This is a genomic window from Falsigemmobacter intermedius, assembly GCF_004054105.1.
GTDB lineage: Bacteria > Pseudomonadota > Alphaproteobacteria > Rhodobacterales > Rhodobacteraceae > Wagnerdoeblera > Wagnerdoeblera intermedia.
In genome coordinates this window covers 1-26463 of sequence record NZ_SBLC01000031.1, presented here as the reverse complement: position 1 = coordinate 26463, position 26463 = coordinate 1, and the positions used below count along the sequence as shown (strand labels likewise).

The window sequence follows — 26463 nt, the reverse complement described above, 5'->3', positions numbered from 1 at the left end:
GCCCATCGTCGACCGGAAAATCGTCATTCCGAAGAGCCTGAGGTTGCGAGTCGTGTAGTGTGGTCGTCGAGATATTGGCGATATTATTGGCGACCACATGCATCTCGCGCATGAGGCCGGCCTGGCGGGTGAGGGTCGCATAGATGGCGTTTTCCATCACTCATCCTCCGGCAATGAGGGGGACCAGGGCCGTGGCAAAGAAGTCGCGCAGCAGGCTGGTCATAAAGCTCATCGTGGCCCAGAAGGTGACCAGAATAAGCGCGAGTTTCGGAACGAAGGTCAGCGTCATTTCCTGCACCGAGGTCAGGGCCTGAAACAGCCCGACCGCGAGACCGGCAATAAGCGCGACCGTCAGCAGAGGTGCCGACATCTGAACCGCGATCCACAGACTCTGCCGCAGCAGATCAAAGAGCGCAGCCTCAGAGAGCATCAGACGGGCATCCGCAGCAGTTCCTGATAGGCCTCAACCACGCGGTCACGCACGACCACCACGGTCTCAACCGCCTGTTCGGTCGCGCTCAGCGCCTGGACGAGGGAATGGGGGTCCGCCTGACCGGTCATGGCGGCAAGTGCCGTCTGCTCACCCTGCTGCAAAACGCTGGTGAAATCCTGCAGGCTGCGCGTCAGAAGGCCGGGACTTCCCCCCTCATCAGGGCTGGTCGCATTGCGCGCGCGGGCATAGGCCCCGGCCGCATAAGAGGCCTGGATATCCATGGAAAACTCCTTTTTCCGGGGTCAGCGGCGAAGCAGCTCAAAAAGGCTTTGAGTCATTTGCCGTGACTGATCAAAAATCTTCAGATTGGCGTCGTAGCTGCGCTGCGCTTCACGGGCGTCAGCGATCTCGGTGATCATCTCCACATTGGAGCCGTCGTATTGGCCAAGCGCATCCGCAAGCGGATGGCCGGGGTCAAAAACCTTTGTGAAAGGGGCGGGATCCAGACGCATTGGTCCGGGCCGCACCCCACCTTCGCTGGCGGGCTGAAAATCAATGGTTTTTCGCCGATAGCCCGGTGTGTCGGCATTGGCGATATTCTCCGCCGTATGGCGCAGGCGCCGGGCCTGGGCGTCCATGCCGGAGGCGGAAATGGAGAGAGACTGTAAAAGTTCTGACATCAGCTGCTCCGTCCGAGGGCGGTTTTAAACAGGCGCGAGAAACCCGACTGAATGGCCAGCGCCATGTCATGGCTTTGGCGCACCCGCGCCGCCTGCATCATCTCAGCCTCCACCGAGACCGAGTTTTCATTGGGATTGCCGTTCCCCCGCTCCTCCCGCGCCTCAAAGCGGTATTCGGCCGGGCGATTCAGATGCGAGGGGCGGCTGGCGCGGGGGCCGGGTGCCGGATCTCCGATCATTTCGGCAAAGCCTGTCATCCGCTTTGCCCGAAAGCCGGGCGTATCCGCATTGGCGAGGTTTTTTGCCACCACAACCTGCTGAGCGGCCGCATGCTTTGCGAGGCCGCGGGCCATCTGCTGAACCAAAATCTGAGTGCTGAACATCGGGGCTTCTCCCTGTCCGGTTTCACTAAGGCTTAATGGTGATTCCTTTAGAAACCGTAATTGGCAGCAGCGAGTCGGGTCATGCAGGACGAGATTTTCGCCGGGCTTCGGGCCCGTCTTTCAGAAATCACCCCCACCCGTCAGATCGGGCGGATCAGCGATTTATCGGGCCAGTCCTTGAGGCGACAGGCCTTCAGGGCAAAGCCGCGCTTTCAGATCGCGTGGAAATTGAAGGCCCGGGCGGCCCGATCAGCGGCGAGGTTCTGCGCCTTTCGCCCGATCGCGTAACGATCCTGCCCGAGGGGAGCGCGGAGGGGCTGAAAATCGGCACCGTGGTCACCGTGGCAGGTCGGGCAGAAATTGCCCCCGACGACAGTTGGATCGGCCGCATCATCGATCCCGCAGGCCGGCCGCTTGATGGCAGGCCGCTTTTTCGCGGCAGGGTCTCGCGCCCCTTGCGCAGCCCGGCCCCCAAAGCGGCTGACCGGCGGATGACCGGCCAGCGTCTTGAAACGGGAATGCGTGTTTTCAATACCTTACTTCCCCTGGTGCAGGGTCAGAGGATCGGGCTTTTCGCGGGCTCAGGGATTGGAAAATCCATGTTGCTGGCGAAATTTGCCACAAAGCTCCAGGCGGATGTCGTGGTCTTCGCCCTGATCGGCGAGCGCGGTCGGGAGTTGCGGGCTTTCACTGAAAAGACCCTCGGCCCGGAGGGGATGGCACGCAGTGTGGTGGTCGCCGCCACCTCGGATCAGGCGCCGCAGGTGCGGCGACGCTGTGCCTGGACGGCCATGGCCATCGCCGAGCATTTCCGCGAACAGGGTCGCCATGTGCTGCTGATTGCCGATTCGATCACCCGCTTTGCCGAGGCGCATCGCGAGATCGCCCTGGCCGCGGGGGAGACCGGCAGCCTGGACGGATTTCCCCCCTCGGTCTCGCATATGATCATGTCGCTGGCCGAACGCGCGGGCCCTGGCCCCGAGGGGGAGGGCGATATTACGGCGGTCTTTTCAGTCCTCGTCGCAGGTTCGGATATGGAGGGGCCGATTGCGGATATTCTGCGCGGCACGCTGGATGGTCATGTGGTTCTCGACCGCCGCATTGCCGAACGCGGGCGCTATCCGGCGATCGACCTGCTGCGCTCGGTCTCGCGCAGCCTGCCCGATGCGGCAGGCCCGGAAGAAAACGAGCTGATTTTGCGGGCGCGGCGCCTGTTGGGCGCCTGGGACCGCTCAGAGCTGATGATCCAGGCCGGGCTTTACGCCAAAGGAAGCGATCCGCTGACCGATCAGGCAATCAGTGCTTTTCCCGATCTCGACGCCTTTATCGCCGAAGATGAGCCGCAGGACATCGCGGCAAGCTTTCGCCATCTTGCCGCCTGCCTGCCGGATTAAGCCGCAGCAACGGGCCGGATCAGCGCTGAGGCCCGCCGCACCAGCGGATGCAGATTTTCATCCCCCGATGCGATCAGCTCCAGCAGAACACGACGCATTGAGGGGGCCCAGAAGTCATTGATATGTCCAGAAAGGCCTTCCAGCTGCTCGGCCTCAGGCCGGCTGGCCATAAAGCCTGCGATCTGATTGGCCATCCGAACAAGCTTCTCCTGGGTTCCGTTATGAGACATGGCTCAACTCTCCTTTCACGCGTTCGGGCGCAGAGAAAAGGTCAAACCCCTCCGGCCCGGCATTGGCAATCAGCGTCAGCCCCAGGGCAGCGGCCCGTCTGACAGCCCCCTCCGTGGCGGCTGACAGGCCGATCAGAACCGGCACCCGCAGAGCCGCCGCCTTTTGCACCAGATCAACCGAAATGCGGCTGGTCATGACCACCGCCCCCTGACTGAGGTCTGTCCCGGCCCGCGCCAGCGCCCCGGCCAGTTTGTCGAGCGCATTGTGCCGCCCCACATCCTCCCGCAAAGCGATCAGGCGCTCTCCATTCCAGAAAGCCGCTGCATGCATGGCGCGGGTGGCCTGGTGGTAGGTCTGCAGCGCCGGCAAAGCATGGACGGCCTGCAGAACCCCTTCTGCTGACAGCGAAAAATCCAAAGCAGGCAGCACCGGCAGATCCCGCAGTGCCTCTGCCAGACTTTCACGACCACAGATCCCGCAGCCGACAGGGCCGGGGCGCATCTGCCGCGCAAGGGTCTGGCGCATCTGCGCCCCCGGGCGCAGCCAGATCCGCAGATCCAGCCCCCCCTCCACCTCATGGGGGTCGACCTCAGAAATATCCTCAGCCGCGCAAATCCCCTCAGAGAGAGAGAATCCATACGCAAAATCAACAGCATCCATCGGAGAGGCCATCATGACCGCCATGGTCGCGCCGTCATAGACCAGCGCCACCGGCACCTCCGGCGCAAGGCTGCGCGGGGGCCGGGGGCTGCCAAAAGTCATCCGATCGGTCATGACACCCGCAGAATCCGCCGCGATTTCTCTGCGTGCGAGGCGTAATCCCGCTGCCAGTCCGTCGGCCCGTTTGAGGGGCTGATCTGCACCGCCGTCACCTTGAACTCGGGGCAGTTCGTCGCCCAGTCCGAGTAGTCCGTGGTGATAACGTTGGCCTGAGTCTCAGGGTGGTGGAAGGTCGTATAGACCACGCCCGGTGAAACGCGATCGGTCACATCGGCTCTCAGCGTGGTCTCGCCCGAGCGGCTGACTAGATGCACCCAATCGCCCTTGCGGATGCCGCGAACCTCGGCGTCATGCGGGTGAATTTCCAGCACATCTTCCGAATGCCAGGCCCCGTTCTCCGTCCGCCGTGTCTGAGCGCCGACGTTATACTGGCTCAGAATCCGGCCCGTGGTCAGCAACAGCGGATAGCGCGGGCCGGTTCTCTCATCGGTTGCCACGTAATCCGTGCGGATAAACCGCCCCCGCCCGCGCATAAAACCGTCGATATGCATCAGCGGCGTGCCCTCAGGCGCGGTCTCATTGCAGGGCCATTGAACGGAGCCAAGTTTGTCGAGCAGCTCATAGCTGACCCCGGCAAAGCTCGGCGTCAGACGGGCGATTTCATCCATGATTTCAGAGGGATGCTTGTAGTCCCACCCTGCACCCATGGCATTGGCCAGAAGCTGCGTAACCTCCCAGTCGGCATAGCCGGCTTTGGGGGCCATGACGCGGCGCACCGGGTTAATGCGGCGCTCAGCATTGGTGAAGGTGCCGTCTTTTTCCAGGAAGGACGCGCCCGGCAGGAAGACATGGGCGTAGAGCGCGGTCTCATTGAGGAAGAGATCCTGCACGATCACGCAGTCCATCGCCCGCAGCGCCGCGACCACATGAGTGGTATCCGGGTCAGACTGCAGAATATCCTCCCCCTGGCAATAAAGCCCGCGGAAGCTGCCATCGAGGGCGGCATCGAACATATTCGGGATGCGCAGGCCGGGTTCCGGATCGATCGGCACGCCCCAGGCCGCTTCAAAAATCGCCCGGACCTCGGGGTTTTTGACGTGGCGATAGCCCGGAAGCTCATGCGGGAAGGACCCCATATCGCAGGAGCCCTGAACGTTGTTCTGACCGCGCAGCGGGTTCACGCCCACACCGGGACGGCCGATATTGCCGGTCATCATCGCCAGGTTAGCGATGGCGATCACCGTGGTCGAGCCTTGCGAATGCTCCGTCACGCCCAAGCCATAATAGATCGCCGCATTGCCACCCGTGGCATAAAGCCTTGCAGCTGCACGGATTTCAGCGGCCGGCACGCCGGTGATCAGCTCCACCGCCTCAGGCGCGTGACGCGGCTCGCGGATGAAATCGGCATAGTCCTGGAATTCATCCCAGTCGCAGCGGCTGCGGATAAAGGCCTCATCGTAAAGGCCTTCGGTGACGATCACATGCGCCATGGCCGAGACCACGGCGACATTGGTGCCCGGCGTCAGCGCAAGGTGGTGGGCGGCTTTGTAATGCGCGCCTTCAACCGTTTCGGTGCGGCGCGGGTCGATCACGATCAGCTTCGCACCCTGGCGCAGGCGCTTTTTCATCCGGCTGGCAAAAACCGGATGCGCGGCTGAGGGGTTAGCGCCGATCACCAGCATCACATCCGACTGCTCGACCGAGTCGAAATCCTGCGTGCCCGCCGAGGTGCCGAAGGTCTGGCCCAGACCATAGCCGGTGGGGCTGTGGCAGACCCGGGCGCAGGTATCGGTGTTGTTGGTGCCAAAGACGGCACGGGCAAGCTTTTGAACCAGATAGGTTTCTTCATTGGTGCAGCGCGAGGAGGTGATCACCCCCAGGGCGTTGCGCCCGTGAGTTTCGCGGATCGCGTTCAAGCGGCCTGCGGCAAAGCTCAGCGCCTCATCCCAGCTGACTTCGCGCCAGGGCTCATCGATGCTCTCGCGGATCATCGGGCTGGTGATGCGGTCGCGGTGCCCTGCGTAACCCCAGGCGAAGCGCCCTTTCACGCAGGAATGGCCGCGGTTGGCCTTGCCCTGTTTGGCAGGCACCATCCGCACCAGTTCATCCCCGCGCATCTCGGCGGTGAACTGACAGCCCACCCCGCAATAGGCGCAGGTGGTCAGAACCGAGCGATCGGGCGTGCCGATCTCAATGACCTTATTTTCCTGCAAAGTCGCCGTCGGGCAGGCCTGAACGCAGGCCCCGCAGGAGACGCAGTCTGAGGTCAGGAAGCTGTCTGCCGGACCGCCGGCCTTAATGCGCGAGTCAAACCCGCGGCCTTCCATGGTCAGCGCGAAGGTGCCCTGCACCTCTTCACAGGCCCGAACGCAACGCGAGCAGGCGATGCATTTTGCCGGATCATAGGTGAAGTAAGGGTTACTCTCATCCTTCGGCTGCCAGAGCGGATTGGCCATGCCGCTGGTGTCGCGGGCAAGAAAATGATTGGCGGCAGGCTCATAGCGCTGCTCGCGCAGACCAACGACCCCGGCCATGTCCTGCAATTCGCAATCGCCGTTGGCGGCGCAGGTCAGACAATCCAGCGGGTGATCCGAGATATAAAGCTCCATCACCCCGCGACGCAGATCTTTCAACTGCGAGGTCTGGGTGTGAACCCGAAGCCCCTCAGCCACGGGCGTGGTGCAACTCGCAGGTGTCCCCGCCCGCCCCTCAATCTCCACCAGGCACAGACGACAGGAGCCAAAGGCCTCCAGGCTGTCGGTTGCGCAGAGTTTCGGGATCGGAATGCCCGCAAGCGCCGCCGCCCGAAACAGCGAGGTGCCCTCGGGAACCGTGACATCAAACCCGTCGATATTCAGCGTCACCATGGTGGTGCTGCGGCTTTCGGGGGTGCCGAGATCGCGGCTGGGGTCTGGCAGGACGAAATCACGCATCTTCCTGTTCCTTCACGGAAAAATCCTGCGGGAAATGGGTCAGGGCCGACATGACCGGATAGGGCGTAAAGCCCCCGAGAGCACAGAGCGAGCCACTTTTCATGGTCGAGCAGAGGCTTTCCAGCAGCGGCAGCGCCGCCGCATCACCGCGCCCGATGCGGTCAATCACCTCAACCCCGCGCACCGCGCCGATCCGGCAGGGTGTGCACTTCCCGCAGCTTTCGACGGCGCAGAACTCAAAGGCAAAGCGCGCCATTTTCAGCATATTGGTCTGGTCATCCACCACCGTCAGACCGGCGTGGCCAATCAGCCCGCCTGCGCCCGCAAACTCTTCATATCCAAAGGGAATATGGAAGAGAGAGGTCGGGAACCAGGCGCCCAGCGGCCCCCCCGCCTGAACCGCTTTGACGGGGCGACCGGTGGCCGTGCCGCCGCCGATGTCGCGAATGATCTGCTCCAGCGTCAGACCGAAGGCAGTCTCGTAAAGCCCGCCATATTTCACATTGCCCGCCAGTTGCAGCGGAATGGTCCCGCGCGAGCGGCCAATGCCGAAATCGCGGTAATGCGCAGCGCCTTCGGCGAAGATCACCGGCACGGTGGCCAGCGAAATCACGTTGTTGATCACCGTCGGGCGTCCGAACAACCCCTGAAGCGCGGGCAGCGGCGGCTTGGCGCGGACAACACCGCGCTTCCCCTCAAGCGCGTTCAGAAGCGAGGTTTCTTCGCCGCAGACATATGCCCCGGCGCCCACCCGCTGCTCGAGCCGGAAGCTGTGACCAGAGCCGAGGATATCATCGCCCAGAAGCCCTGCGGCCTCAGCCCGCCGGATTGCTTCGTCCATCACCCGGATGACGACAGGATATTCCGAGCGGGTGAAGATATAGCCGCGGGTCGCCCCGGTGCTGATCCCGGCGATGATCATCCCTTCGATCAGCGTGAAGGGATCGCCCTCCATCAGCATCCGGTCGGCAAAGGTGGCGCTGTCGCCTTCATCTGCGTTGCAGACGATATACTTTTGATCTGCAACGGCTTTTGCCACGGTCTGCCATTTAATCCCGGTCGGAAAACCTGCACCGCCGCGGCCCCGCAGCCCCGATTGGGTGACCTCTTCCAGGCAGGCATCACGGCTCATGCCAAGGGCGCGGCGCAGGCCGCTCAGGCCGCCATGGGCCTCATAATCCTCCAGCGACAACGGATCGATCACGCCCACCCGCGCAAAGGTCAGGCGCGTCTGACCGGCCCAGAAGGGATGCGCCTCAACGGGCCCGATGGCCTTTGGGTGGCTCTGGGGGGCATCGAACAGACCCGCCACATCGCCAGGCTCAAGCGGCCCGAAGCCATGACGGACCCCGTCGATTTCCAATTCGGCCAGCGGTTCCAGCCAGGCCATCCCCCGCGAGCCGTTGCGGATCAGCTGCAGCGCAATCCCGCGCCGCGCGGCCTCAGCCCGCAGGGTTTCGGCGATCAGATCGGCGCCACAGGCCACCGCGAAGCTGTCGAGCGGCAGGTAAATCTTCATGCGACACCTGCCAGTTTCTGCAAAGTTGACGGCGTGAGCCGCGCCACCGGGCGCCCGTCGACCTGGGCCGCCGGACCGCAGGCGCAAAGCCCGAGACAATAGACAGGATCAATCGTCAGACGCCCGTCTGCCGTTGTCCCGCCCCAGGAAATACCGGCTTTCCGCAGCAGATCTTCCGCCAGCTCTTCGCTGCCACGGGCCTGACAGGCCTCTGCCCGGCAGAGTTTGACCACCCGCTCTCCCGCCGGTTCCTGGCGGAAATCATGATAGAAACTGACCACCCCCCAGACCTCGGCTTCGGTCATCTGCAAAGCCGCTGCCAGAGGCTTCAACACCTCCGAAGGGATTTGCCCGAGCGCGGCCTGAATATCATGCAGGATCGGCAGAAGCGGACCTTCGCGGTCTGCGTGGGTCACAAGGCTGGCGGCCAACACCTCAAGGGCGCTGTCCGTGCTGGCATCAGTCAGGGTCATGGCAGTCTCCTCAGCGATCAGACTACCGCCTGAGAGACCTCAATCAACGGCCCGGTCTCGTCGCTTGATAGGATAAATCTATCAATGGCCACTCTGGACCCCTGCCCCGGGGGCTTTATGATCGGGCCATATTCCGAAGGATTAAGATTATGCCCTATCATCCCGACCGCCGCCTGCCGATTGAGGGCGCTTTCAACCTGCGCGATCTGGGCGGTTATGCCCTGCCGGACGGCAGCCGGACACGCTGGGGACGCGCGCTGCGGGCGGATGGGCTGGGGCGGCTGAGCACGGCGGATATTGATCTGCTGCTCTCGCGCGGACTGACCCGGGTGATCGACCTGCGCGCCCCCGCAGAGGCGCGGCAACATCCCGGAAAACTGAACGGCATCAGCGGCATAGAGGTCCTTAACCTGCCGCTTTACGACGATCTGGCCCCCCTGCGGGAGATCACTGACCCCGAGCCGCTTCCCGAATTTTACCGCAAAATGCTCAGCGAACGCAGCGCTATGGTGGCTGAGGTTTTTCAGGCCATCGCCGGGACCGGCGAGGGGGGCGTGCTCTTTCACTGCACCGCCGGCAAGGACCGCACCGGGGTGATCGCTGCGCTCTGGCTGGCGCTCGCGGGGGCTGAGCGCGAGGTGATCCTTGGTGATTACGCGCTGACCGGCGAGCTGATCCCCGGCCTCATCTCGCTTTTCAACGCCGATCTTGTAGCCCGCGGGATTGACCCTGAGGTGATCCGCCCCATGCTGGGCTGCGAGCCCCGCTATATGGCGCAGACGCTCGACTATATCACCGCTACATATGGTGATGTTCCCCAGTATCTGCGCAGCAGCGGGCTGAATGAGGAGACGCTTACGGCACTGCGCGCGAAACTGGCCTCAGACTGAGGCCAGCGCCAGGCCATCGACTACGGCCGTAAAAACCTCCGAGCGGTGCAGCACCGCTCCGGGGCAGACTTCCCGCGCTTCTTCTGCCACCAGCCCCAAAAGGCTGGAGCCGCCGGCCAGAACCACGGTGCCGATAGCGCCGGGCGCGACCCCTGCCTTCATCAGCACCTGCCAGAGCGCCTGGCGCAGCTCCTGACGGTAGACCGCCAGGGCCGCATTCAGGCTGCCCGGCGTGATCCGCGCTTCAAGACCGCGCTCAATCATAGACATAGCGACGGCTGCCTCGGGTTTCGCTGCATTGGCCGCGATTTTGCCGCGCTCAACCGCGAAGGCCAGGTCGTGGCCGCTTTGATCCTCAATAACGCTGGCCAGGCGGCGCATCTTTTCCGGCTCAACCGCGTGGCGGACCATATCCTCCACCAGACGCTCGGTCTCGCGGGTATAGAGAAAGGGGATCATCGCCCAGGTGGACAAATCGACGTAAATGCCGTTCGGCACCGGCAAGAGCCCCTCACCAAAGCTGCGCTTCAGCTGCCCGCCAAGCCCCAGCAGCGGCATGGCGTGATGCATCGAGACCGCATGGTCGAAATCCGTCCCGCCCAGCCGCACACCATGCGAGGCGATAATCTCGACCCCGCCCGCGCCCGCACGATAGACCGAAAAGTCTGACGTGCCCCCGCCGATATCGACGATCAGCCCAAGCGCAGAGGAGTCTCCCATGCTTTGGCAGGCATGGGCGGCGGCCTCGGGTTCATACATGAAATCAACGGCTTCGAACCCTGCTTCCAGATAGCAGGCACGCAGATCGGCCTCGGCCTGGGCGTCGCGCTCAGGCGCGTTGGAATGGAAATGCACCGGACGGCCCGAGAGTGCGCGGGTAAAGCGCAGCCCGCTCTGAGCCTCTGCGCGGGCCTTCACCTCAGCCAGAAAGGCGGTGATGATCTGCGCCACAGAGCGGCGCTTGCCGCCGATCAGGCGCGGCTCATGCAAAAGCGGCGTGCCGAGCACCGATTTCAGCGCCCGCATATAGCGGCCCTCTTCCCCGTCGATCAGCGCATCGGAGGCAGCTTCGCCAATCTTCATCGCGCCGCCTTTTGCGGGGAAAAACACCGCCGTGGGCAGGGTCGCGGCGCTGCCTTCAAGGGGGATGCGCGTTAAGTTCCCCTCAAGCATCACGGCAGCAGCCGAATTTGAGGTTCCGAAATCGATGGCAAGGACGGGACCGGTCATGGCGCGCTCCGGGCTTTGGGGGAGTGGCCTCGTAGCCGATCCCCCGTGCCCCCGCAAGCGGCCTCAGCGCCCGTAGCGCCAGTCGGCGGCATTCAGCGCCGTGGCCGGGAGTTCGCCGCGCAGCGCCGTCAGCACCGAATCCACTGCCCCCAGCACCACGCGCTGCAGCGCCTCCTCGGTGGTGGCGCCCAGATGCGGGGTGAAGATCACCTGATCGAACTGCCCGAGCGGCCCCTGCGGCGCGCCATATTCATAAACATCCAGCCCCGCCCCGGCGATCCGGCCCTCCTCCAGCGCAACGGCGAGGGCCGCTTCATCCACCAGGCCCGCGCGTCCTACGTTGACCAGAATGGCGCCGGGCTTCACCACGCGCAGGCTGTTTTCACCGATCAGATGGCGGGTCTCAGGCCGCAGCGGGGTGTGCAGCGAAATAAGGTCGGCCCGCGCCAGCCCCTCTGCAAGCCCGGCCACTTTCTCAAAGCCCTCGGTGTCACTCACGCGCGGCGAATGCACCAGGATCTCCATGCCGAAGGCCTGATGGAGCATTCGCGCCGTATGACGCCCGATCACACCAAAGCCGACGATCAGCGCTGTTTTACCGGAAAGTTCCGTGAAAACAGCGCTTTCTCGGAAACCGGTGCGGCCCGCACGCTCCCAGGCATCCGCCGCCGGAAGGCGTCTTGCGGCGGAAAGCGCAAGGCCTACGGCCAGTTCCGCAACAGAGCGGGCATTGGCTCCGGGGGTATTGGCGACCAGCACGCCATGGGCAGAGGCTGCCACCTTATCCACCGCGTCATGCCCGGTGCCATGGACCACCACGACGCGCAGCCGATCCGCCGCCGCAAAGGCCTCAGCCGTCAGGCCCGCGTCGCGGGTGATGACCGCATCGCAGCCCGGCAGCGCCGCCGCCACATCCGACATGGCGGGCGAGGCGGGAAAGACCGGCTCAACACCATGGGCGCGCAGCTTCTCAAGCCCGACTTCATGGACAGGCTGGACGATCAGGCATTTCATATTCATTCCCCGGGACTTTCGATTTTCGCGCGCAGGCTGTCACAGCCGGGCGGCATCCGGAAGAGGCTCAGCGCAGGCCGGAGGCCCGGTGCCTGAAATTCAGGCGCAGCGCAGGCAGGCGGCGCGAAAGGCGCTGATGGCCGGGGCGCGTGCGCCCTGGCTGTGACAGATCAGGCCCAGTTCGCGCGCCATGGTCCCCGGCAAGTCCAGACGCGCAACCTGCAACCCCTCAGGCCAGGGCTTTGCAAAGTCTGGCAGAATCGAGACGCCAAGCCCGCGGCTGACCAGCGCCAGAATGGCATCCAGCGCATCCAGTTCCAGCCAGTCACGCGGGGCAAAGCCCGCCTGGCGCAGCCAGCGGTCCGCCAGCTGCCCGCCCCATTGGTTGCGGTCATAGCGGATGAAGGGCTCATCGCGCAGCAGATCGCCGACGCTCTGCCCGGCCAGATGCTGCGGCACCACGAGGACCAGCGGCTCAGAGCGCAGGGTGTCAAAACCCGCGGATTTCGGGATCGCAAAGGGCGGCCGCACGATCAGCGCGGCGTCAAGTTCGCCCTCAATCACAGCATGATAAAGGTCAACCGACGACCCGGGGCGGATGAAGTAATCCACCTCCGGCCAGCGGTCGCGCATATCCTCCAGCACTGCCGGCAACAGGCCGGTCAGCGCGGTGGCAATCGCCCCCAGCCGCAGCTGTCCGGCAGGCACATCGCCGGCCGCCGCCGCCCGCAGATCCCGCGCCGCGTCAAGAAGCGCCCGCGCCTTCACCAGAACCGCTTCTCCCGCCGGGGTCGGTCGGGTGTGGCGACCCACGCGCTGCACCAGCGGGCGGCCCAGATCCCCCTCAAGCGCATGCAGCCGCTGCGCCAGCGCCGCCGGGGTCAGGTTCAGCCGCCGCGCCGCCCCGGCAATAGAGCCGCAGTCTGCCACAGCCACGAATGTTTCGAGAAAGCGTAAATCCATAAGACAGATTTTCTATCTTCTGAACGCAGGAAAAGCGAGATTTTCCGTAGTCTCAAAAGCAGATAAAACGGCTGCCAACAGCCTGCAGGGGAAGATCTCAATGTCCGTCGAACATAAATTTCAAAAGCTTGCCACCGATAACGCCCCCGGCCAGGAGGTGCGCCAGTCCGCCGAAGGCCTGGCTGAGCTGATGCGCGGCGAAAAGCTGGAAGGCCGCGTGGTCGATTTTTCGCATGGCGATGTTGATGCCCATCCGCCGACCCCGGGCAGCTTTGATCTCTTCTCTGCCGGGTTCCAGGCGGGCGGCTCGCAGGCCTATACGGAATATCGCGGCGACCAGGGCATCCGCGATCTGATCGCCCCGCGTCTGGCCGCGTTCACCGGCGCGGGTGTTGATGCCAAAGACGGGCTGATGATCACCACCGGCACCCAGGGCGCGCTGTTTCTGGCGATCGCGGCCAATGTCGGGCGCGGTGACAAGGTTGCCATCGTGCAGCCCGATTACTTCGCCAACCGCAAGCTGGTCGAATTCTTTGAAGGCGAGATGATCCCGGTGCAGATGGATTATCTGAACGCGGGCGAGGCCGAGGCAGGTCTCGATCTGAACGGGCTGGAAGCGGCCTTCAGGGCAGGCGCAAAGACCTTCCTCTTTTCAAACCCGAACAACCCGGCGGGCGTGGTCTATTCGGCCGAAGAAATCCGCGCCATCGCCGATCTGGCGGCGCGTTACGATGCCGTGGTCATCGTCGATCAGCTTTATTCGCGCCTGCGCTATTCGGGGGTCAGCTACAGCCATCTGCGGGCTGAGGCCGCGATGAACCCCGATAACCTCATCACCATCATGGGGCCGTCGAAAACCGAATCCCTCTCCGGTTTCCGCCTGGGCGTGGCTTTTGGTGCGCCGCGTCTGATCGCGCGGATGGAGAAGCTGCAGGCCATCGTCGCTCTGCGGGCCCCGGGCTACAGCCAGTCGGTGCTGCGCAGCTGGTTTGCCGAAGAGCCGGGCTGGATGGAGGCGCGCATTGCCGCCCATGAGGCGATCCGCGATGAGCTTCTCTCGGTGCTGCGCCAGTGTGAGGGCGTCAGCGCCAGCACCCCCCGCGCGGGCAGCTATCTCTTCCCGCAGATGCCGAAGCTGGCCGTCAGCCCCGGTGATTTCGTGAAACTTCTGCGTCTGCAGGCCGGAGTGGTGGTGACGCCGGGGACGGAATTCAGCCCCCATACCGCCGCCAGCCTGCGGCTGAATTTCAGCCAGGATCACCAGGCGGCTGTTGCAGCGGCCGAGCGGATCACTGAGATGGTTAACCGCTACCGCGCCTGAGCGGGGCCTGTCGTTCTGCCCGGACTGCCCGCTGTTGTGCCGGGCAGTCCTTTGATTTTCTTCTCTTTGCGCTGAAAGACCGTGATGTCTCATTCCCTCCTTGCCCTTGTCACCCGCAGCTCTGACGCCGATGAGGCCCGCTGGCTGACGCATCTGCGCGCCGCCATGCCGGGTGAAGATCTGCGCTCGCTGCGCGGCATGAGCGAAGCGGAGCGCGCGAAGGTGGATGTGGCCATCGTTGCCAACCCGGATCCCGCTGATCTGACGCTGCTGCCCAATCTGAAATGGGTGCACAGCCTCTGGGCCGGGGTGGAGCGGCTAATGGCGGAGCTGCAGGGCTTTACCGCCCCGGTGGTGCGGCTGACGGACCCGGAGCTTGCACGCAATATGGCTGAAGCCGTGCTGGCCTGGACCTATTATCTGCAGCGCGACATGCCCGCCTATGCGCAGGCGCAGCGCGAGAAAACCTGGGCGCCGCGGCCCTATGTGAAACCCTCGCAACTGCGGGTGGGGCTGCTGGGGCTTGGCAAACTGGGTGGCCGCGCCGCAGAGCGGCTGCGGGAGGCGGGCTTTCAGGTTTCGGGCTGGTCGCGCAGTCTGAAAGATCTGGAGGGGGTGCGCTGTCATGCGGGTGACGCGGGGCTGGCGGCCCTTCTGGGCGAGGCGGATATTCTTGTCTCGCTGCTGCCGCTCACTGCGCAGACCCGGGGGCTTCTGAATGCCGCGCGCTTTGCGCAGATGAAGCCGGGCGCACAGATCATTAACTTCGGGCGCGGCCCTGTGATCGACGATGCGGCGCTGCTGGCGGCGCTGCAAAGCGGTCAGATCCGCCATGCGGTTCTGGATGTTTTTGCCGTCGAGCCGCTGCCGGCGGATCATCCCTATTGGACTGCGCCAGGCGTGACGGTGCTGCCGCATATCTCGGCCGAGACCGACCGGGATACGGCCTCGGCGCTGGTGGCCAAAAATATCGCCGCCTGGCGGTCGGATGGTTCACTGCCCGAGACGGTGGATTTCGCCGCCGGATACTGATCCGCACTGCCGCAGCGTCAGTCGCCTGCCCCGCCCCTGGCGGGGCAAAAACGGCTGGTCTGCCTATTATTTACGCTGGATTTATGACGATCCGCGGATAAGCTGCCCCTTATGTTTCAGGGAGGAAACCTAATGGACAGACGTTCGTTTCTGACGAAATCGGCTGCGCTTGGCGTGGGCGCATCGGCTGCGGCCCTTGCCACCCCGGCGTTGTCGCAGGGCCGCCAGCAGTGGCGCATGGTCACGACCTGGCCGAAAAATTTCCCCGGCATGGGTGTGGGGGCCCAGCGTCTGGCGGATCGCATTACGGCAGCCACGGACGGCAAACTTTCGGTCCAGCTTTATTCGGCAGGCGAGCTGGTCCCGGGCCTGCAGGCTCTGGATGCCGTGATCGACGGCAATGCCGAGATGAGCCACGGCGCGGCCTATTACTGGCAGAACAAATCCCAGGCGCTGAACTTCTTTACCGGCGTGCCCTATGGCATGACCTCGCGCGAGCTGACGGCCTGGGTGCACCATATGGGCGGCCAGCAGATCTGGGATGAGGTCTATGACCAGTTCGGCGTGCAGGGCTTCTTGTCGGGTGACACCGGCACCCAGGCCGGCGGCTGGTTCCGCAATGAGCTGACCGGCGTCAAAGACATCCAGGGTCTGCGGTTCCGCACCCCGGGTCTGGGCGGTCAGGTCTGGCAGAAACTCGGCGCCACCGTGACCAACCTGGCCGCGGGCGAAATCTTCCAGGCTTTCCAGTCGGGCACCCTGGATGCGGCGGAATTTGTGGGTCCGCTGAACGATCTGGCGCTTGGCTTCTACCAGGTGACCAAGAACTACTACTTCCCGAGCTTCATTGAGCCGGGCCTCGCAACCGAACTGGTGGTGGATAAGACCAAATTCACCGCGCTCGACAAAGGCACCCAGGAGATCATCCGCTCGATCTGTCAGGCGGAATACGACATGGTGGCAGCAGATTTCGCGGCCAATGATCCGCGCGCGCTGGCGACCCTTGTCAATGATCATGGGGTGCAGCTGAAGCGCTTCCCCGAAGAGATCATGGAAGCGGGTGCGGTGGCGGCGAAAGAGATCCTGACCAACCTGCTCGATTCCGGCGATGCGCTGACGAAGAAGACCGCAGAGAGCTTTATCGCTTCGTTGAATATCGTGCGTCAGAAGACGGAAGGCACCGACTCGCTCTTCCTGCAGGCGCGGGAGAAATACTTCCACCTCTGAGAGAGGGGGAGCGCTGCTGAACGAAAGGCCCGGGGGTGAAACACCCTCGGGCCCATTGTTTTTGGCACCCCCGGGGAGGGCTGCCTGCCCTCCCCGGACCCCGCCCGGGAGTATTTTGAAAAAAGCCAAAGATAAGAGAAAGGCCCGCCGGCGGGGCGGGCCTGACTGCGTTATTTGTAGATCCAGCCGGGAAGCCAGGTGGCCAGGCCGGGGAAGGTGTAGACCAGCAGCAGCGCAAAGAGTTGCACGCCCACGAAGGGGATCACGCCGCGGTAGATCATGCCGGTGGTGACCGAAGCGGGGGCCACGCCGCGCAGATAGACCAGCGCGAAGCCGAAAGGCGGCGTCATAAAGCTCGTTTGCAGGTTCACGGAGATCATCACGCCAAGCCAGACCGGATCGACGCCCATATGCAGCAGAACCGGCGCGGTGACCGGGACCACGATGAAGATGATCTCGAAGGTGTCGAGGATGAAGCCAAGCACGAACATCAGCGCCATGACGACAAAGATGGCCATTCCGACCCCGCCCGGCAGAGCGTTGATCATCTCATGAACAAGATTTTCGCCGCCCATCATCCGGAAGACGATGGAGAAGACCGCCGCGCCAAAGAGGATCACGAAGACCATCGATGTGATGACGGCGGTGGAATAGACGCATTCCTTCAGCACCTCAAAGGTGAAGCGGCGGCGCAGGGCAGCGAGGACCATGGCCCCCACGGCGCCCACGGAGGAGGCTTCTGTCGCGGTCGCGATGCCGCCGAGGATCGAGCCCAGAACGGCGACGATCAGAGCGAGCGGCGGGATCAGAGCGACGATGATCTCTTTGAAGAGGCCCTTTTTCTCTTCCGCCGGAACGGGGGTCGCCGGGCAGGATTTCGGGTCGATCAGAGATTTAATGACGATCCAGCCTAGATAAAGGCTGATCAGAAGCAGCGAGGGCACGATGGCACCGGCAAACATATCGCCGACCGAAACGGGCTTGGGCGAGAAGTTTCCCTTCGCCATCTGGACCTGAGCATTGATGCCCGAAAGCATATCGCCCATGAAAATCAGCACCGTTGAAGGCGGCACGATCTGACCCAGCGTGCCGGAGGCGCAGATAACGCCGGTGGCGAGGCGCGGGTCATAGCCCGCGCGCAGCATGGCCGGCAGCGAAATCAGGCCCATGGTCACCACGGTCGCGCCCACGACGCCGGTGGAGGCCGCCAGAAGAGCGCCGACCAGCACCACCGAGAGGCCAAGCCCCCCGTTGATATTGCCAAAGAGCTTGCCCATGGTGGTCAGAAGCTGCTCGGCGATGCGGGAGCGTTCGAGCATGACGCCCATGAAGATGAAGAGCGGCACCGCCACGAAGACCTCATTGGTCATTGTGCCCAAGTAGCGGTTGGCGATGGAGCCGAAGTTCGACGGGTCAAAGGTGCCGAAATGCCAGCCCACCATGCCGAACATGAGAGAGACCCCGGCGAGGGTGAAGGCCACCGGAAAGCCCAGCATCAGAAAGCCGATGATGCCGAAAAACATAACGCCGGCGAGGATCTCGCCAATCAGGACAGGATCCATGCCGCTCACTCCTCTTTTGTCTTATAGCGCAGATGCGGCGGCAGCAGGTCTTCGCGCCCCGCGAGCACCAGGATCGAGCGGGCCGCCATGGCGATGCCCTGCAGCGAGACAACCACCACGAAAACCAGAATAAAGCTTTTCAGGATATAAAGGCCCGGCATGCCTCCCACATTGGCCGAGCCTTCCATCAGGCGCCAGGAGCGCATGATATAGGTCCAGCTGTAGCTGTAGACGACCCAGCAGAAGGGCAGCAGGAAAAGCACGACCCCCATCAGATCGATCAGCGCTTTGCGCTTCAGAGGTGCCGGGGCATAGAGAATATCCACCCGCACGTGATCGTCGCGCAGCAGCGCATAGCCTGCCACAGCGGTAAACATGAAGCCGTTGATCCAGACATAAAGGTCCTGCATCCACAGAATGGATGTGGCGAAAAAATACCTCTGAACAACGACGGTAAAACAGACAATCACCATCGCCAGCGACAGCCAGGCGAAGGTTTTGCCAATCACTGCATTCAGCCCGGAGATGATCCGGACCAGTGCGGCCAAAAGCTGCATATATTTACTCCCTCGGAGTGCTCCGTAGTGCCAAAATGCACAGGCGCCCGCTTTCCTCCAAGAAAAAACGGGAGCGCTGTGATCTGCCCTTACGCAACTTTCTTAACGCGCTTTGCGGGCGGGACGGGGCCATCAGGGAGTTTTAATAAAAATCAGTAAGTTACCGAAGTTACCAGGTTTTCGGCCGCGTGCGGTCAAGTTCCGGCGAGATGGGGATGAACTCCTGGTCGTCTCCGGGCGGCAGGGTGAAGGGGCCTTTCTGCCAGTCGGCACGCTTCCAGGCTTCTTTTGCTTCCTCGATCCGGTCTTTCGAGGAGGAGACGAAATTCCACCAGATATAGCGCGGCTCATTGAGGGTCGCGCCGCCCAGCGCCATCAGGCGGGCACCGCGGGGACCTGCTTTGACCGAGATGCGGTCACCGGGGCGAAAGACCATCATGCGACCGGCTTCAAAGGTCTGGCCCGCCACCTCAATCTCCCCTTCCGTCACATAGATCCCGCGGTCTTCGTGATTGTCGGGCAGCGGGAAAGGCGCGCCCGGCTGCAGCACCACGTCGAGATAGAAGATCTCGCTTTGCATGGTGACGGGGCTGGATTCGCCGTAAGCCGAGCCAAGGATCAGCCGCGCCTCGGCACCGCCGTCCGACAGCATCGGCAGTGCGCCCTTTTTGTGGTGCTCAAACTCAGGGGCCATCTCTTCGCGGTTTTCCGGCAGGGCGATCCAGGTCTGGATGCCAAAGAGCTTTTGCCCCGGGCGGGCGCGGTCTTCAGGGGTGGTGCGCTCGGAGTGGGTGACGCCTTTTCCGGCGACCATCCAGTTCACCTCACCCGGCTCAATCATCTGCTGGGTGCCAAGGCTGTCGCGGTGCTCAAACTGGCCCTGATAGAGATAGGTGACCGTACCGAGCCCGATATGGGGGTGCGGGCGCACGTCGATGCCGCCTGCGGTCAGAAACTCTGCCGGGCCCATCTGATCGAAGAAAATAAACGGCCCGACCATCTGGCGCTGCGGCGCGGGCAGCGCGCGGCGCACCTCAAAGCCGCCCAGGTCATGGGCGCGGGGAATGATCAGGGTTTCGATCGCCTCATCACCGGTGACGGGGTCGCCCGGTTTATGGGTGGGGTTCCAGCTCATCTGACGTCCTCCTCAACGGGTGTGGGGGACAGTTAAGCACTGCGGGGCGGGTCTGACTATGCCCGCCCGCGCACAGCTGACGTTCAGCGCAGCACAAAGGGATTGGCAGGCCCCGTGCCGTAATCGATCCAGACGGCCTTGGTTTCGAGATATTCATGGATCGCCGCCTGCCCGCTTTCGCGGCCCTGGCCTGAGTTTTTGAAGCCACCGAAGGGCGACATATAGCTGACGGTGCGGTAGCAATTGGTCCAGATCATCCCCGCCCGCAGTTTTTTGGCAGCGCGGAACATGCGGCCCTGATCCTGCGTCCAGACCCCTGCCGCCAGACCATAGGGGGTGTCATTGGCCATCGCCCAGGCGTCCTCTTCCTCGCGGAAGGTGATGATGGAAAGGACAGGGCCGAAAACTTCGGTCTGCGCGATCTCCATCTCATTGGTCACATTGGTGAAAACCGTAGGCTCAATGAACCAGCCGTCGCCGCATTCCGGGCGCGTGGCGCGGGTGCCGCCCATGACCAGCTTTGCCCCGCCGGATTTCGCAAGACCGATGCAGTCAAGGATGCGGGCAAACTGCGGCCTGGTGGTCACAGGCCCGACCTGCGTGTCGGGGTCCAAGGGATCCCCCATGCGGGCCTGTTTCGCCATGGCGGTGAACTGCTCTACAAAGGCGTCATGCAGGCTTTCGTGGATGATGACACGCGAGCCAGCGATGCAGGTCTGGCCGGTGGCCGCGAAGATGCCCGAGACCACGCCTTTCACGGCGTTCTCAAGGTTCGCATCCTCAAAAATCACCTGAGCGGATTTCCCCCCAAGTTCCAGCGTCAGGCGTTTGAAGGTATCCGCCGCCCCTTTGGCGATCAGCCGGCCCGAGGCTTCTCCCCCGGTGAAGGCAATTTTATCAACACCGGGATGGCTGGTCAGCGCGGCGCCGCAATCGGCACCGAAACCCGTGACCACATTGATGACGCCGGGCGGAAAGCCCGCCTCCTCCACCAGTTTCATCAATTCCAGCGTGGAGGCTGAGGTGAACTCAGAGGGCTTGATGACCAGCGTGCAGCCTGCCGCCAGCGCAGGGGCCAGCTTCCAGGTCAGCAGCAGAAGCGGAGAGTTCCAGGGCGTGATGGCAGCCACCACGCCCACCGGCTCGTGGCGGGTATAGGTGAACATATCGGGCTTATCGATCGGCAGCACCGCGCCCTCGATTTTATCGGCCAGCCCGCCAAAATAGTAAAACCACTGCGGAAGATAGCCGCATTGCCCGCGCATCTCAGCCCAGAGCTTGCCGTTGTCGCGCACCTCCGTCAGCGCCAGGCGGTCCGCATCCCGCGCGATCAGATCACCGAATTTGCGCAAAAGCGCGCCACGCGCAGTGGGGTGCATCTCAGCCCAGGAGCCATGCTCAAGTGCTGCGCGGGCGGCTTTCACGGCGCGGTCGACATCCTCTTCGCCACAGCGCGGCAGGGTGGCCCAGACCTTTCCGGTGAAGGGATCTTCGCTCTCGAACCGCGCGCCTGAGACGGCATCAACCCATTCACCGTTGATGAAGGCCTGGTAGTGACGGATCTGATCGTCGCGCTTTTGCATCAGAGCGCCTCCTCAAAGGTGATAACCTGGCGGATTGCTTCGCCATGGTGCAGACGGTCAAAGCCCTCATTGATGTCTGAGAGCTTAATCTGATGGGTCATCAACTTATCGACCGCCAGTTTCCCGCGGCGGTAAAGCCCGAGAAAACGCGGAATATCCCGCGAGGGCACGCCCGAGCCGAGATAGCTTCCGCGCAAAGTCCGCTCTTCGGCCACCAGCGCGAGGGGCGAGATATTCAGCACCGCCGCAGGGTTCGGCAGACCCGCCGTGATGGTGGTGCCACCGCGCCGCGTCATGGCGAAAGCCGCCTCAAGCGCGCGGGCCGATCCGGCAAACTCCAGCGCCGCATCCACGCCGCCCGAGGTGGCCTCTTTGATCTTTGCCGCAAGATCGGGGTCCTGCGCCTCAAAGGTGTGGGTCGCGCCCAGCTCCTTCGCCAGCGCCAGTTTGGCGGGCAAAGTGTCAACGGCGACAATGGTTTCCGCCCCCGCCGCTGCCGCCCCCAGGATCGCCGCCAGACCGACGCCGCCCAGACCCACCACAGCCGCACGCCCGCCCGGCTGCACCGCGCCCATATTGAACACCGCCCCTGCCCCGGTCAGCACCGCGCAGCCCATCAGCGCCGCAATCGGAAGCGGCAGATCACGATCCACCCTCACAAGGCTCCGGCGTGAGATCACCGCATGGGTGGCATAGCTCGACACCCCGGTCATGTGGTGCACAGGCTGGCCGTTGCGCGACAGCCGTGTGCCGCCACCCAGCATCTCCCCCCTGCCGTTGGCCGCAGCCCCCGGCTCGCAAAGCGCGGGCCGACCGGCCTGGCACGGCCCGCAATGCCCGCAGGACGGCACAAAGACGAAAACCACATGATCGCCCACGGCCAGATCGGTCACGCCTTCGCCAAGCGCCTCCACCACGCCTGCGCCTTCATGGCCAAGCACCATGGGCACCGGGCGCGGGCGATCGCCGTTAATCACGCTGAGATCGGAGTGGCAAAGCCCCGCCGCCGCCACCCGCACCAGAACTTCGCCGGTCTGCGGGGGGGCGAGGTCCAGCTCACAAATACTCAGAGGCAGCGTCTGCGCATAGGGCCCCGAGCGGCCGATCTCCTCCAGAACGGCTGCGGTGATTTTCATGATCGTCCCCCCTCAGTGTACGGCCGCGTACATGATCTTTTCTTCCGTGGCCTCTTCGATGCCGAATTCCTCCACCACCCGACCCTGACGGGCGACCAGCACGCGGTCGGCCAGGTTCATAATCTCGGGCAGGTAAGAGGAGATGACCACAACTGCGAGGCCGCTGTCAGCAAGTTCATTAATCACCGCATGAAGCTCCGCGATGGCGCCGACATCCACCCCGCGCGTCGGCTCGTCAAAGATCACGAGTTTCGGGTTTTGCACCAAGGACCTGGCAATCACGACCTTCTGCTGGTTGCCACCTGACAACTCGATCACCCGGGCATTGCCGTCAATCGCCCGGACCTTCAGACGGTCTGTCCAATGCTTTGAGACCTCCATCATCTCTTTATAAGAAATGGTCGCCACGCGGTTCAGATCTGCCCCCAGAAGCCCGGTGTAGATGTTCTCAGCGATGGATTTCGTCTCAAAAAAGCCCTCAAGCTTGCGGTCCTCGGTCACATAAACGATGCCGTCTTTCACCGCCGGGCGCGGGGTTCGGTAGCGCACCGCGCGATCGCCGAAACGCACCTCCCCGCCATGCAGAAAGTCGCGCTTTACCACACCGGCGATGATCTTCGCCGTCTCAGTCCGGCCTGAGCCGATCAGCCCGAAAATCCCGGTGATCTGCCCGCCATAGACCGAGAAAGAGGTATTGCGCACCATCCGCCCCATGGAAAGATTCTGCACGCTGAGCACCTTTTCCCCCAGGGGCCGCGCCTGCCGCGCGCCCTTCTGGTAGATCTCTTCCGTCAGCGTGCGCCCCACCATGCTGGAGACAATCCGGTCGCGATCAAAGTTCTTCGCCTCATCCGTCACCACATGCTGGCCGTCGCGCAGAATGGTGATCCGGTCCGAGATCATCAGCGCCTCTTCGAGCGCATGGCTGATGAAGATGATCGACACCCCATCGGCCTTCAGGCGGTTCACCAGGCCGAAAAAGTGGTGTTTTTCCTCGGGCGTCAGGGTGGCGGTCGGCTCATCAAAGATGATGACGCGGGCCTTGTGATGCACGGCGCGGGCAATCTCGACCATCTGCTTTTGCGCAGCGCCAAGCTGGCTCACGAACATGGTGGGGTCGACGTTGAAATTCAGCGATTGCAGAAACTGTTGCGCTGCAATGTAAATTCCGCGCAGACGGTTGAGGAATTTCTCATTCCCCAGATAGATATTCTGCGCCACCGTCAGCGAGGGGACGAGCGAGGTTTCCTGAAAGACCATCGCGATGCCGTTGTGCAAAGCGTCTGCCGGCTTGGAGAAGGCAAGCTTCTCGCCCCTGAGCAGCACCTCGCCCTTCGTCGGGCTGTGAACCCCGGCGATAATCTTTGTCAGCGTGGATTTTCCCGCCCCGTTTTCGCCCAAGAGCGCGTGAATCTCGCCCGGGCGCAGGGTGAAATTCACGTCCCTCAGCGCCGGAACCCCGTGGAATTCCTTGGTCACACCGCGCAGGTCAATGATCGGCTCCATCAGCGGGCCTCCTCTCGCACAGGGATGCGCAGCACCTCATTGCCGCCGGTCACCGCCAGCCACAAAGCGCCCTCGGCCTCTGCCAGCCGCCGTGACGCCGTGGTGGCGACCGCCTGCGCGGCTGTGCAGGCTTTGCAGCGGTGTCCAGGCGGCGTTGAATTCCGCCACCAGCCCGGCCGAGCGCGAGGGGGCCCAGGGCTTCAGGATCCCCATCTGCTTCAGCGCGCCGCCCTGCATCGGCTCGAGAAAACTCGAGCCCGACGACAGCGCGGGGGCGATCCAATAGTCAGGCGGCACTTCTGCCATCATCTCGCGGCGGTATTTCGGCTCACGCAGCACCAGTTCCAGAAGCGGGCTGCGCGGCGCAAAAAGCGCGACCCAGGCTCCGCCTGATGGCGTGGGCGCAAGCCCCGCAGGATAGCCCGGAAGATCCTCCGCCAGCACCCGCTTCTGGCCGGATTTATCAATACGGATCAGCCGCTTGCACCAGGCCTCCGAAACCACCATCCCGCCGTCCCGCGCCATCAGCCCCCAGGGGAAGCCCAGCCTGTCCGCCACGGTGCTGAGCTGCCCACCGGCCCAGCGCAACAGCTTTCCGGCGCGGCGCTGTTCGAGAAAATCGCGGCTCCAGGCTTCAAAGGGATTGACCTCTGAGCCGATGGCGATCCAAAGCCCGCCCTCTTCATCGCAGGCCAGCGCCGTGATGCAACCCAGCCCGGCCAACGCAGCAGATTAAGTTCTCAGCCGGTCTCAGGCCCCCTCCCCGGGGCGTGAAGAAACGGCTCCTCCTGAGGGGGAAGGCTAGCAGCGGGCAATAAAGCCGGAAATGATAATTTATCTATCCGGCCCATCGCCTGATGTTATGGCTCGCTAACCGGCAGGGGCAAAGGCCGCGCCCCCGCCCAGCTGCCCGAGCGGGCCAGATTTTGTAAAACCTCACAGGCAAGACCCTGAATCGCGGCGACCGAATGGCTCATCGGGCGGCTGGTGGCATGGGCCAGCCAGACGGAGCGCAGGATCTCGGGCGCGCGGATCTGCCAGCCCTGCAGACGCCCCTCAGCGATCTCACGATGCACGGCATTTCCCGGCAGGATCGAACAGCCAAAGCCCGAGAGAACCAGCTCTTTGATGCTGTGATAACTGTCGACCTCAATCACCGTGGTCAGGCTGATCCCGGCGCTGATCGCATAGCGCGTGAGCAGCTCGCGCAGCCCGTGCGCCGCCCCCGGCAGGATCATCGGCACCTGAGCCAGATCGCGCAGCGCCACCGGCTGTCCGGGCGGCGGCAGGCGCACGCCCTCGGGCGCTTCGGCGGGGGCGAAAAAGACAAGCTCCTCATCCAGAAGCCGCACGGAATCGATGCCGGTTTCATTCACCTCACGATAAACCACCGCCAGATCGATCCTTGCCTCGCGCATCCAGTCGAGGACAAAGCCGCTCATGGCCTCGGCAATCCGCAGACGGATCTTCGGATAGCGAAGATGGGCCGCGCGGATCAGCGGGACCGAGAGCACCTCTCCGATGGTGCCCGGCAGCCCCAGGCGCACCTCGCCGGAAGGATCCGCCTGCTGCCCGCGCACCTCTTCTTCGGCCACGGCAAGCTGACCGATGATGGTGCGCGCATGGCAGAGCAGCACCGCTCCGGCTTCGGTGGGGATCACCCCTTTCGGGCTGCGAAACAGCAGCTTCGTGCCGAGGTCAGCCTCCATATTGCGCACATGCAGCGACAGGGCGGGCTGCGCGACATGCAAAAGGGCCGCTGCCCGCGAAAACGAACCCTGTTCGGCGATTGCCACGAAATAGCGCAGCTGGCGTATATCCATGCGGTCTCTCTGCTCATCTGCGGCCGGGGGAGGAACCCTTAGGCTAGCGCCCGGACGCAGGTCCGGCAAGCGTGCTGCAGATCACCGGCGAAAGACGCGCCACGCCCTGCGGATCAGGCCGGATCTGCCCCTTTCAGGCTGCCAAGATCGAGCACGCAATGCACGCCCTTTACGCCATTGACCACCTGGGTGATCCGCAGACTGCCAAAGAGGCTGCAGTGCCGGAACGCCTCAGCACGGCTGAGGGGGCTGCGGGCGCAGATGACCTCGATCATCCGCGCGGCGGCCTCCTCTGCGGCGCGGTTGAGATCGGGGTTGAAGCCCATGGTGATCAGGCGGTTCTGATAAAGGATCTCCGGCGCCGGCGGGGCGGTGCCCTTCTCAAGGGTAAAGCGGAAGCGGGCGTTCAGGGCCGTCTCAAGCGCCGTGTCGCAGATCTCGCCATCGCCTTGCAGCGCATGGCCGTCTCCGGCCATGAAGAGCGCGCCGGGGACAAAAACCGGCAGCGAAATCACCGCCCCCGCCCGGGCAAAGGGGTTGTCGATATTGCCGCCGAACGCCCCCGGCGGAACCGAGGAGAGCCTGCCCCCGGCCACAGGCGGTGCCACCGCCAGAATCCCGAAGAAAGGCGCAAGAGCCGCTTCCGGCCCCCAGGTCTGATGTTGTAACCGCCCCCCGACGGCATCTTTGTGCCAAGGTGGGATCGTCATAATCCATT

At 63.5% G+C, this 26463-nt stretch carries 25 protein-coding genes and 2 pseudogenes; 5 read left to right on the top strand and 22 right to left on the bottom strand.

Going from position 1 to position 26463, the window contains the following annotated elements:
* Window positions 1–61: 61 nt before the first annotated feature.
* From EP867_RS20310 to EP867_RS15615, 5 genes and pseudogenes are all read right to left on the bottom strand, one after another.
* Window positions 62–157: pseudogene (locus EP867_RS20310) on the bottom strand (flagellar basal body protein); the annotation flags it as partial.
* A 3-nt stretch (window positions 158–160) separates the two neighbouring features.
* Window positions 161–430 carry a flagellar biosynthetic protein FliQ gene (locus EP867_RS15630; RefSeq protein ID WP_128490413.1) on the bottom strand — a complete coding sequence of 90 codons (270 nt, stop codon included), beginning with the start codon at window positions 428–430 and terminating at the stop codon, window positions 161–163.
* Window positions 430–714: a flagellar hook-basal body complex protein FliE gene (fliE, locus tag EP867_RS15625; protein WP_128490412.1), complete on the bottom strand. Its 285-nt coding sequence runs from the start codon at window positions 712–714 to the stop codon at window positions 430–432. Before fliE ends, EP867_RS15630 begins: the two co-directional genes overlap by 1 nt.
* A gap of 21 nt (window positions 715–735) precedes the next feature.
* Window positions 736–1113: a flagellar basal body rod protein FlgC gene (gene flgC, locus EP867_RS15620; RefSeq protein ID WP_128490411.1), complete on the bottom strand. Its 378-nt coding sequence runs from the start codon at window positions 1111–1113 to the stop codon at window positions 736–738.
* On the bottom strand, window positions 1113–1496 hold the full coding sequence (locus EP867_RS15615; RefSeq protein WP_128490410.1) for a flagellar basal body protein: 384 nt from the start codon (window positions 1494–1496) through the stop codon (window positions 1113–1115). The genes flgC and EP867_RS15615 overlap by 1 nt, the downstream gene beginning before the upstream one ends.
* Before the next feature lie 81 nt (window positions 1497–1577).
* Between EP867_RS15615 and EP867_RS15610 the strand changes: the two are divergent.
* Window positions 1578–2890: pseudogene (locus tag EP867_RS15610) on the top strand (FliI/YscN family ATPase).
* On the opposite strand, the gene EP867_RS15605 reads toward EP867_RS15610, so the two are convergent.
* Genes EP867_RS15605 through EP867_RS15585 form a run of 5 tightly spaced genes read right to left on the bottom strand, consistent with a single transcriptional unit; the run spans window position 2887 to window position 8766 of the window.
* Complete coding sequence (locus EP867_RS15605) at window positions 2887–3120, bottom strand: formate dehydrogenase subunit delta (RefSeq protein ID WP_128490409.1); 234 nt, start codon at window positions 3118–3120, stop codon at window positions 2887–2889. The pseudogene EP867_RS15610 and the gene EP867_RS15605 overlap by 4 nt on opposite strands.
* Entirely contained in the window at window positions 3110–3895 is a 786-nt protein-coding gene (gene fdhD, locus EP867_RS15600) for a formate dehydrogenase accessory sulfurtransferase FdhD (RefSeq protein ID WP_128490408.1), read from the bottom strand. Before fdhD ends, EP867_RS15605 begins: the two co-directional genes overlap by 11 nt.
* Window positions 3892–6774, bottom strand: a complete 2883-nt coding sequence (gene fdhF, locus EP867_RS15595; RefSeq protein ID WP_128490407.1) for a formate dehydrogenase subunit alpha — start codon at window positions 6772–6774, stop codon at window positions 3892–3894. Before fdhF ends, fdhD begins: the two co-directional genes overlap by 4 nt.
* Window positions 6767–8293, bottom strand: a complete 1527-nt coding sequence (locus EP867_RS15590) for a formate dehydrogenase beta subunit (RefSeq protein WP_128490406.1) — start codon at window positions 8291–8293, stop codon at window positions 6767–6769. The genes fdhF and EP867_RS15590 overlap by 8 nt, the downstream gene beginning before the upstream one ends.
* Entirely contained in the window at window positions 8290–8766 is a 477-nt protein-coding gene (locus tag EP867_RS15585) for an NAD(P)H-dependent oxidoreductase subunit E (protein ID WP_128490405.1), read from the bottom strand. The genes EP867_RS15590 and EP867_RS15585 overlap by 4 nt, the downstream gene beginning before the upstream one ends.
* A 149-nt stretch (window positions 8767–8915) precedes the next feature.
* Between EP867_RS15585 and EP867_RS15580 the strand changes: the two genes are divergently transcribed.
* Window positions 8916–9656, top strand: coding sequence for a tyrosine-protein phosphatase (locus tag EP867_RS15580; RefSeq protein ID WP_128490404.1), 741 nt, complete (start codon window positions 8916–8918; stop codon window positions 9654–9656).
* Here EP867_RS15580 and EP867_RS15575 read toward each other — a convergent pair.
* The 3 genes from EP867_RS15575 to EP867_RS15565 form a co-directional block, all read right to left on the bottom strand.
* On the bottom strand, window positions 9648–10886 hold the full coding sequence (locus EP867_RS15575) for an Hsp70 family protein (RefSeq protein ID WP_128490403.1): 1239 nt from the start codon (window positions 10884–10886) through the stop codon (window positions 9648–9650). The genes EP867_RS15580 and EP867_RS15575 overlap by 9 nt on opposite strands.
* Before the next feature lie 63 nt (window positions 10887–10949).
* Window positions 10950–11900 (bottom strand): hydroxyacid dehydrogenase, encoded by a 951-nt coding sequence (locus EP867_RS15570; protein WP_128490402.1) that lies wholly within the window; start codon window positions 11898–11900, stop codon window positions 10950–10952.
* Between the two features lie 99 nt (window positions 11901–11999).
* Window positions 12000–12863 (bottom strand): LysR family transcriptional regulator, encoded by an 864-nt coding sequence (locus tag EP867_RS15565; RefSeq protein ID WP_128490401.1) that lies wholly within the window; start codon window positions 12861–12863, stop codon window positions 12000–12002.
* Between the two features lie 100 nt (window positions 12864–12963).
* Here EP867_RS15565 and EP867_RS15560 point away from each other — a divergent pair, with 100 nt between their 5' ends.
* The 3 genes from EP867_RS15560 (at window position 12964) to EP867_RS15550 (ending at window position 16443) form a co-directional block, all read left to right on the top strand.
* Window positions 12964–14184, top strand: coding sequence for a pyridoxal phosphate-dependent aminotransferase (locus tag EP867_RS15560; protein WP_128490400.1), 1221 nt, complete (start codon window positions 12964–12966; stop codon window positions 14182–14184).
* Window positions 14185–14268: 84 nt separating this feature from the next.
* Window positions 14269–15216, top strand: a complete 948-nt coding sequence (locus tag EP867_RS15555) for a 2-hydroxyacid dehydrogenase (RefSeq protein ID WP_164888899.1) — start codon at window positions 14269–14271, stop codon at window positions 15214–15216.
* A 132-nt stretch (window positions 15217–15348) separates the two neighbouring features.
* Window positions 15349–16443 carry a TRAP transporter substrate-binding protein gene (locus EP867_RS15550; protein ID WP_128490399.1) on the top strand — a complete coding sequence of 365 codons (1095 nt, stop codon included), beginning with the start codon at window positions 15349–15351 and terminating at the stop codon, window positions 16441–16443.
* Between the two features lie 170 nt (window positions 16444–16613).
* On the opposite strand, the gene EP867_RS15545 is transcribed toward EP867_RS15550, so the two are convergent.
* From EP867_RS15545 to EP867_RS15505, 9 genes are all read right to left on the bottom strand, one after another.
* A complete protein-coding gene (locus tag EP867_RS15545) occupies window positions 16614–18005 on the bottom strand; it encodes a TRAP transporter large permease (RefSeq protein WP_128490398.1) in 1392 nt (463 codons plus the stop codon).
* 5 nt (window positions 18006–18010) lie between these two features.
* Entirely contained in the window at window positions 18011–18562 is a 552-nt protein-coding gene (locus EP867_RS15540) for a TRAP transporter small permease subunit (RefSeq protein ID WP_128490397.1), read from the bottom strand.
* Window positions 18563–18731: 169 nt separating this feature from the next.
* A complete protein-coding gene (locus EP867_RS15535) occupies window positions 18732–19697 on the bottom strand; it encodes a pirin family protein (RefSeq protein WP_128490396.1) in 966 nt (321 codons plus the stop codon).
* Between the two features lie 83 nt (window positions 19698–19780).
* The gene (locus EP867_RS15530) at window positions 19781–21280 is read right to left on the bottom strand and encodes an aldehyde dehydrogenase (protein ID WP_206616349.1); all 1500 of its coding nucleotides are present in this window, start codon (window positions 21278–21280) and stop codon (window positions 19781–19783) included.
* Window positions 21280–22416, bottom strand: a complete 1137-nt coding sequence (locus EP867_RS15525; RefSeq protein ID WP_128490395.1) for a zinc-dependent alcohol dehydrogenase family protein — start codon at window positions 22414–22416, stop codon at window positions 21280–21282. Before EP867_RS15525 ends, EP867_RS15530 begins: the two co-directional genes overlap by 1 nt.
* A gap of 12 nt (window positions 22417–22428) precedes the next feature.
* Window positions 22429–23922: a sugar ABC transporter ATP-binding protein gene (locus EP867_RS15520; protein ID WP_128490394.1), complete on the bottom strand. Its 1494-nt coding sequence runs from the start codon at window positions 23920–23922 to the stop codon at window positions 22429–22431.
* 36 nt (window positions 23923–23958) lie between these two features.
* Entirely contained in the window at window positions 23959–24645 is a 687-nt protein-coding gene (locus EP867_RS15515) for an SMP-30/gluconolactonase/LRE family protein (protein WP_128490393.1), read from the bottom strand.
* A 137-nt stretch (window positions 24646–24782) separates the two neighbouring features.
* A complete protein-coding gene (locus EP867_RS15510; protein ID WP_128490392.1) occupies window positions 24783–25745 on the bottom strand; it encodes a LysR family transcriptional regulator in 963 nt (320 codons plus the stop codon).
* A gap of 113 nt (window positions 25746–25858) precedes the next feature.
* The coding region (locus EP867_RS15505; RefSeq protein WP_174722342.1) for an acetamidase/formamidase family protein at window positions 25859–26463 on the bottom strand (605 nt) is incomplete at its 5' end.

What these genes read in the sequence shown, in the direction of transcription:
- EP867_RS15510 (WP_128490392.1), bottom strand. Translation starts at nt 25,745, where the DNA reads ATGGATATACGCCAGCTGCGCTATTTCGTGGCAATCGCCGAACAGGGT.
- EP867_RS15520 (WP_128490394.1), bottom strand. Translation starts at nt 23,922, where the DNA reads ATGGAGCCGATCATTGACCTGCGCGGTGTGACCAAGGAATTCCACGGG.
- EP867_RS15545 (WP_128490398.1), bottom strand. Translation starts at nt 18,005, where the DNA reads ATGGATCCTGTCCTGATTGGCGAGATCCTCGCCGGCGTTATGTTTTTC.
- EP867_RS15540 (WP_128490397.1), bottom strand. Translation starts at nt 18,562, where the DNA reads ATGCAGCTTTTGGCCGCACTGGTCCGGATCATCTCCGGGCTGAATGCA.
- EP867_RS15585 (WP_128490405.1), bottom strand. Translation starts at nt 8,766, where the DNA reads ATGACCCTGACTGATGCCAGCACGGACAGCGCCCTTGAGGTGTTGGCC.
- EP867_RS15575 (WP_128490403.1), bottom strand. Translation starts at nt 10,886, where the DNA reads ATGACCGGTCCCGTCCTTGCCATCGATTTCGGAACCTCAAATTCGGCT.
- EP867_RS15560 (WP_128490400.1), top strand. Translation starts at nt 12,964, where the DNA reads ATGTCCGTCGAACATAAATTTCAAAAGCTTGCCACCGATAACGCCCCC.
- fdhF (WP_128490407.1), bottom strand. Translation starts at nt 6,774, where the DNA reads ATGCGTGATTTCGTCCTGCCAGACCCCAGCCGCGATCTCGGCACCCCC.
- EP867_RS15550 (WP_128490399.1), top strand. Translation starts at nt 15,349, where the DNA reads ATGGACAGACGTTCGTTTCTGACGAAATCGGCTGCGCTTGGCGTGGGC.
- fdhD (WP_128490408.1), bottom strand. Translation starts at nt 3,895, where the DNA reads ATGACCGATCGGATGACTTTTGGCAGCCCCCGGCCCCCGCGCAGCCTT.
- EP867_RS15530 (WP_206616349.1), bottom strand. Translation starts at nt 21,280, where the DNA reads ATGCAAAAGCGCGACGATCAGATCCGTCACTACCAGGCCTTCATCAAC.
- fliE (WP_128490412.1), bottom strand. Translation starts at nt 714, where the DNA reads ATGGATATCCAGGCCTCTTATGCGGCCGGGGCCTATGCCCGCGCGCGC.
- EP867_RS15590 (WP_128490406.1), bottom strand. Translation starts at nt 8,293, where the DNA reads ATGAAGATTTACCTGCCGCTCGACAGCTTCGCGGTGGCCTGTGGCGCC.
- EP867_RS15580 (WP_128490404.1), top strand. Translation starts at nt 8,916, where the DNA reads ATGCCCTATCATCCCGACCGCCGCCTGCCGATTGAGGGCGCTTTCAAC.
- EP867_RS15535 (WP_128490396.1), bottom strand. Translation starts at nt 19,697, where the DNA reads ATGAGCTGGAACCCCACCCATAAACCGGGCGACCCCGTCACCGGTGAT.
- flgC (WP_128490411.1), bottom strand. Translation starts at nt 1,113, where the DNA reads ATGTCAGAACTTTTACAGTCTCTCTCCATTTCCGCCTCCGGCATGGAC.
- EP867_RS15525 (WP_128490395.1), bottom strand. Translation starts at nt 22,416, where the DNA reads ATGAAAATCACCGCAGCCGTTCTGGAGGAGATCGGCCGCTCGGGGCCC.
- EP867_RS15555 (WP_164888899.1), top strand. Translation starts at nt 14,269, where the DNA reads ATGTCTCATTCCCTCCTTGCCCTTGTCACCCGCAGCTCTGACGCCGAT.
- EP867_RS15605 (WP_128490409.1), bottom strand. Translation starts at nt 3,120, where the DNA reads ATGTCTCATAACGGAACCCAGGAGAAGCTTGTTCGGATGGCCAATCAG.
- EP867_RS15615 (WP_128490410.1), bottom strand. Translation starts at nt 1,496, where the DNA reads ATGTTCAGCACTCAGATTTTGGTTCAGCAGATGGCCCGCGGCCTCGCA.
- EP867_RS15570 (WP_128490402.1), bottom strand. Translation starts at nt 11,900, where the DNA reads ATGAAATGCCTGATCGTCCAGCCTGTCCATGAAGTCGGGCTTGAGAAG.
- EP867_RS15565 (WP_128490401.1), bottom strand. Translation starts at nt 12,863, where the DNA reads ATGGATTTACGCTTTCTCGAAACATTCGTGGCTGTGGCAGACTGCGGC.
- EP867_RS15630 (WP_128490413.1), bottom strand. Translation starts at nt 430, where the DNA reads ATGCTCTCTGAGGCTGCGCTCTTTGATCTGCTGCGGCAGAGTCTGTGG.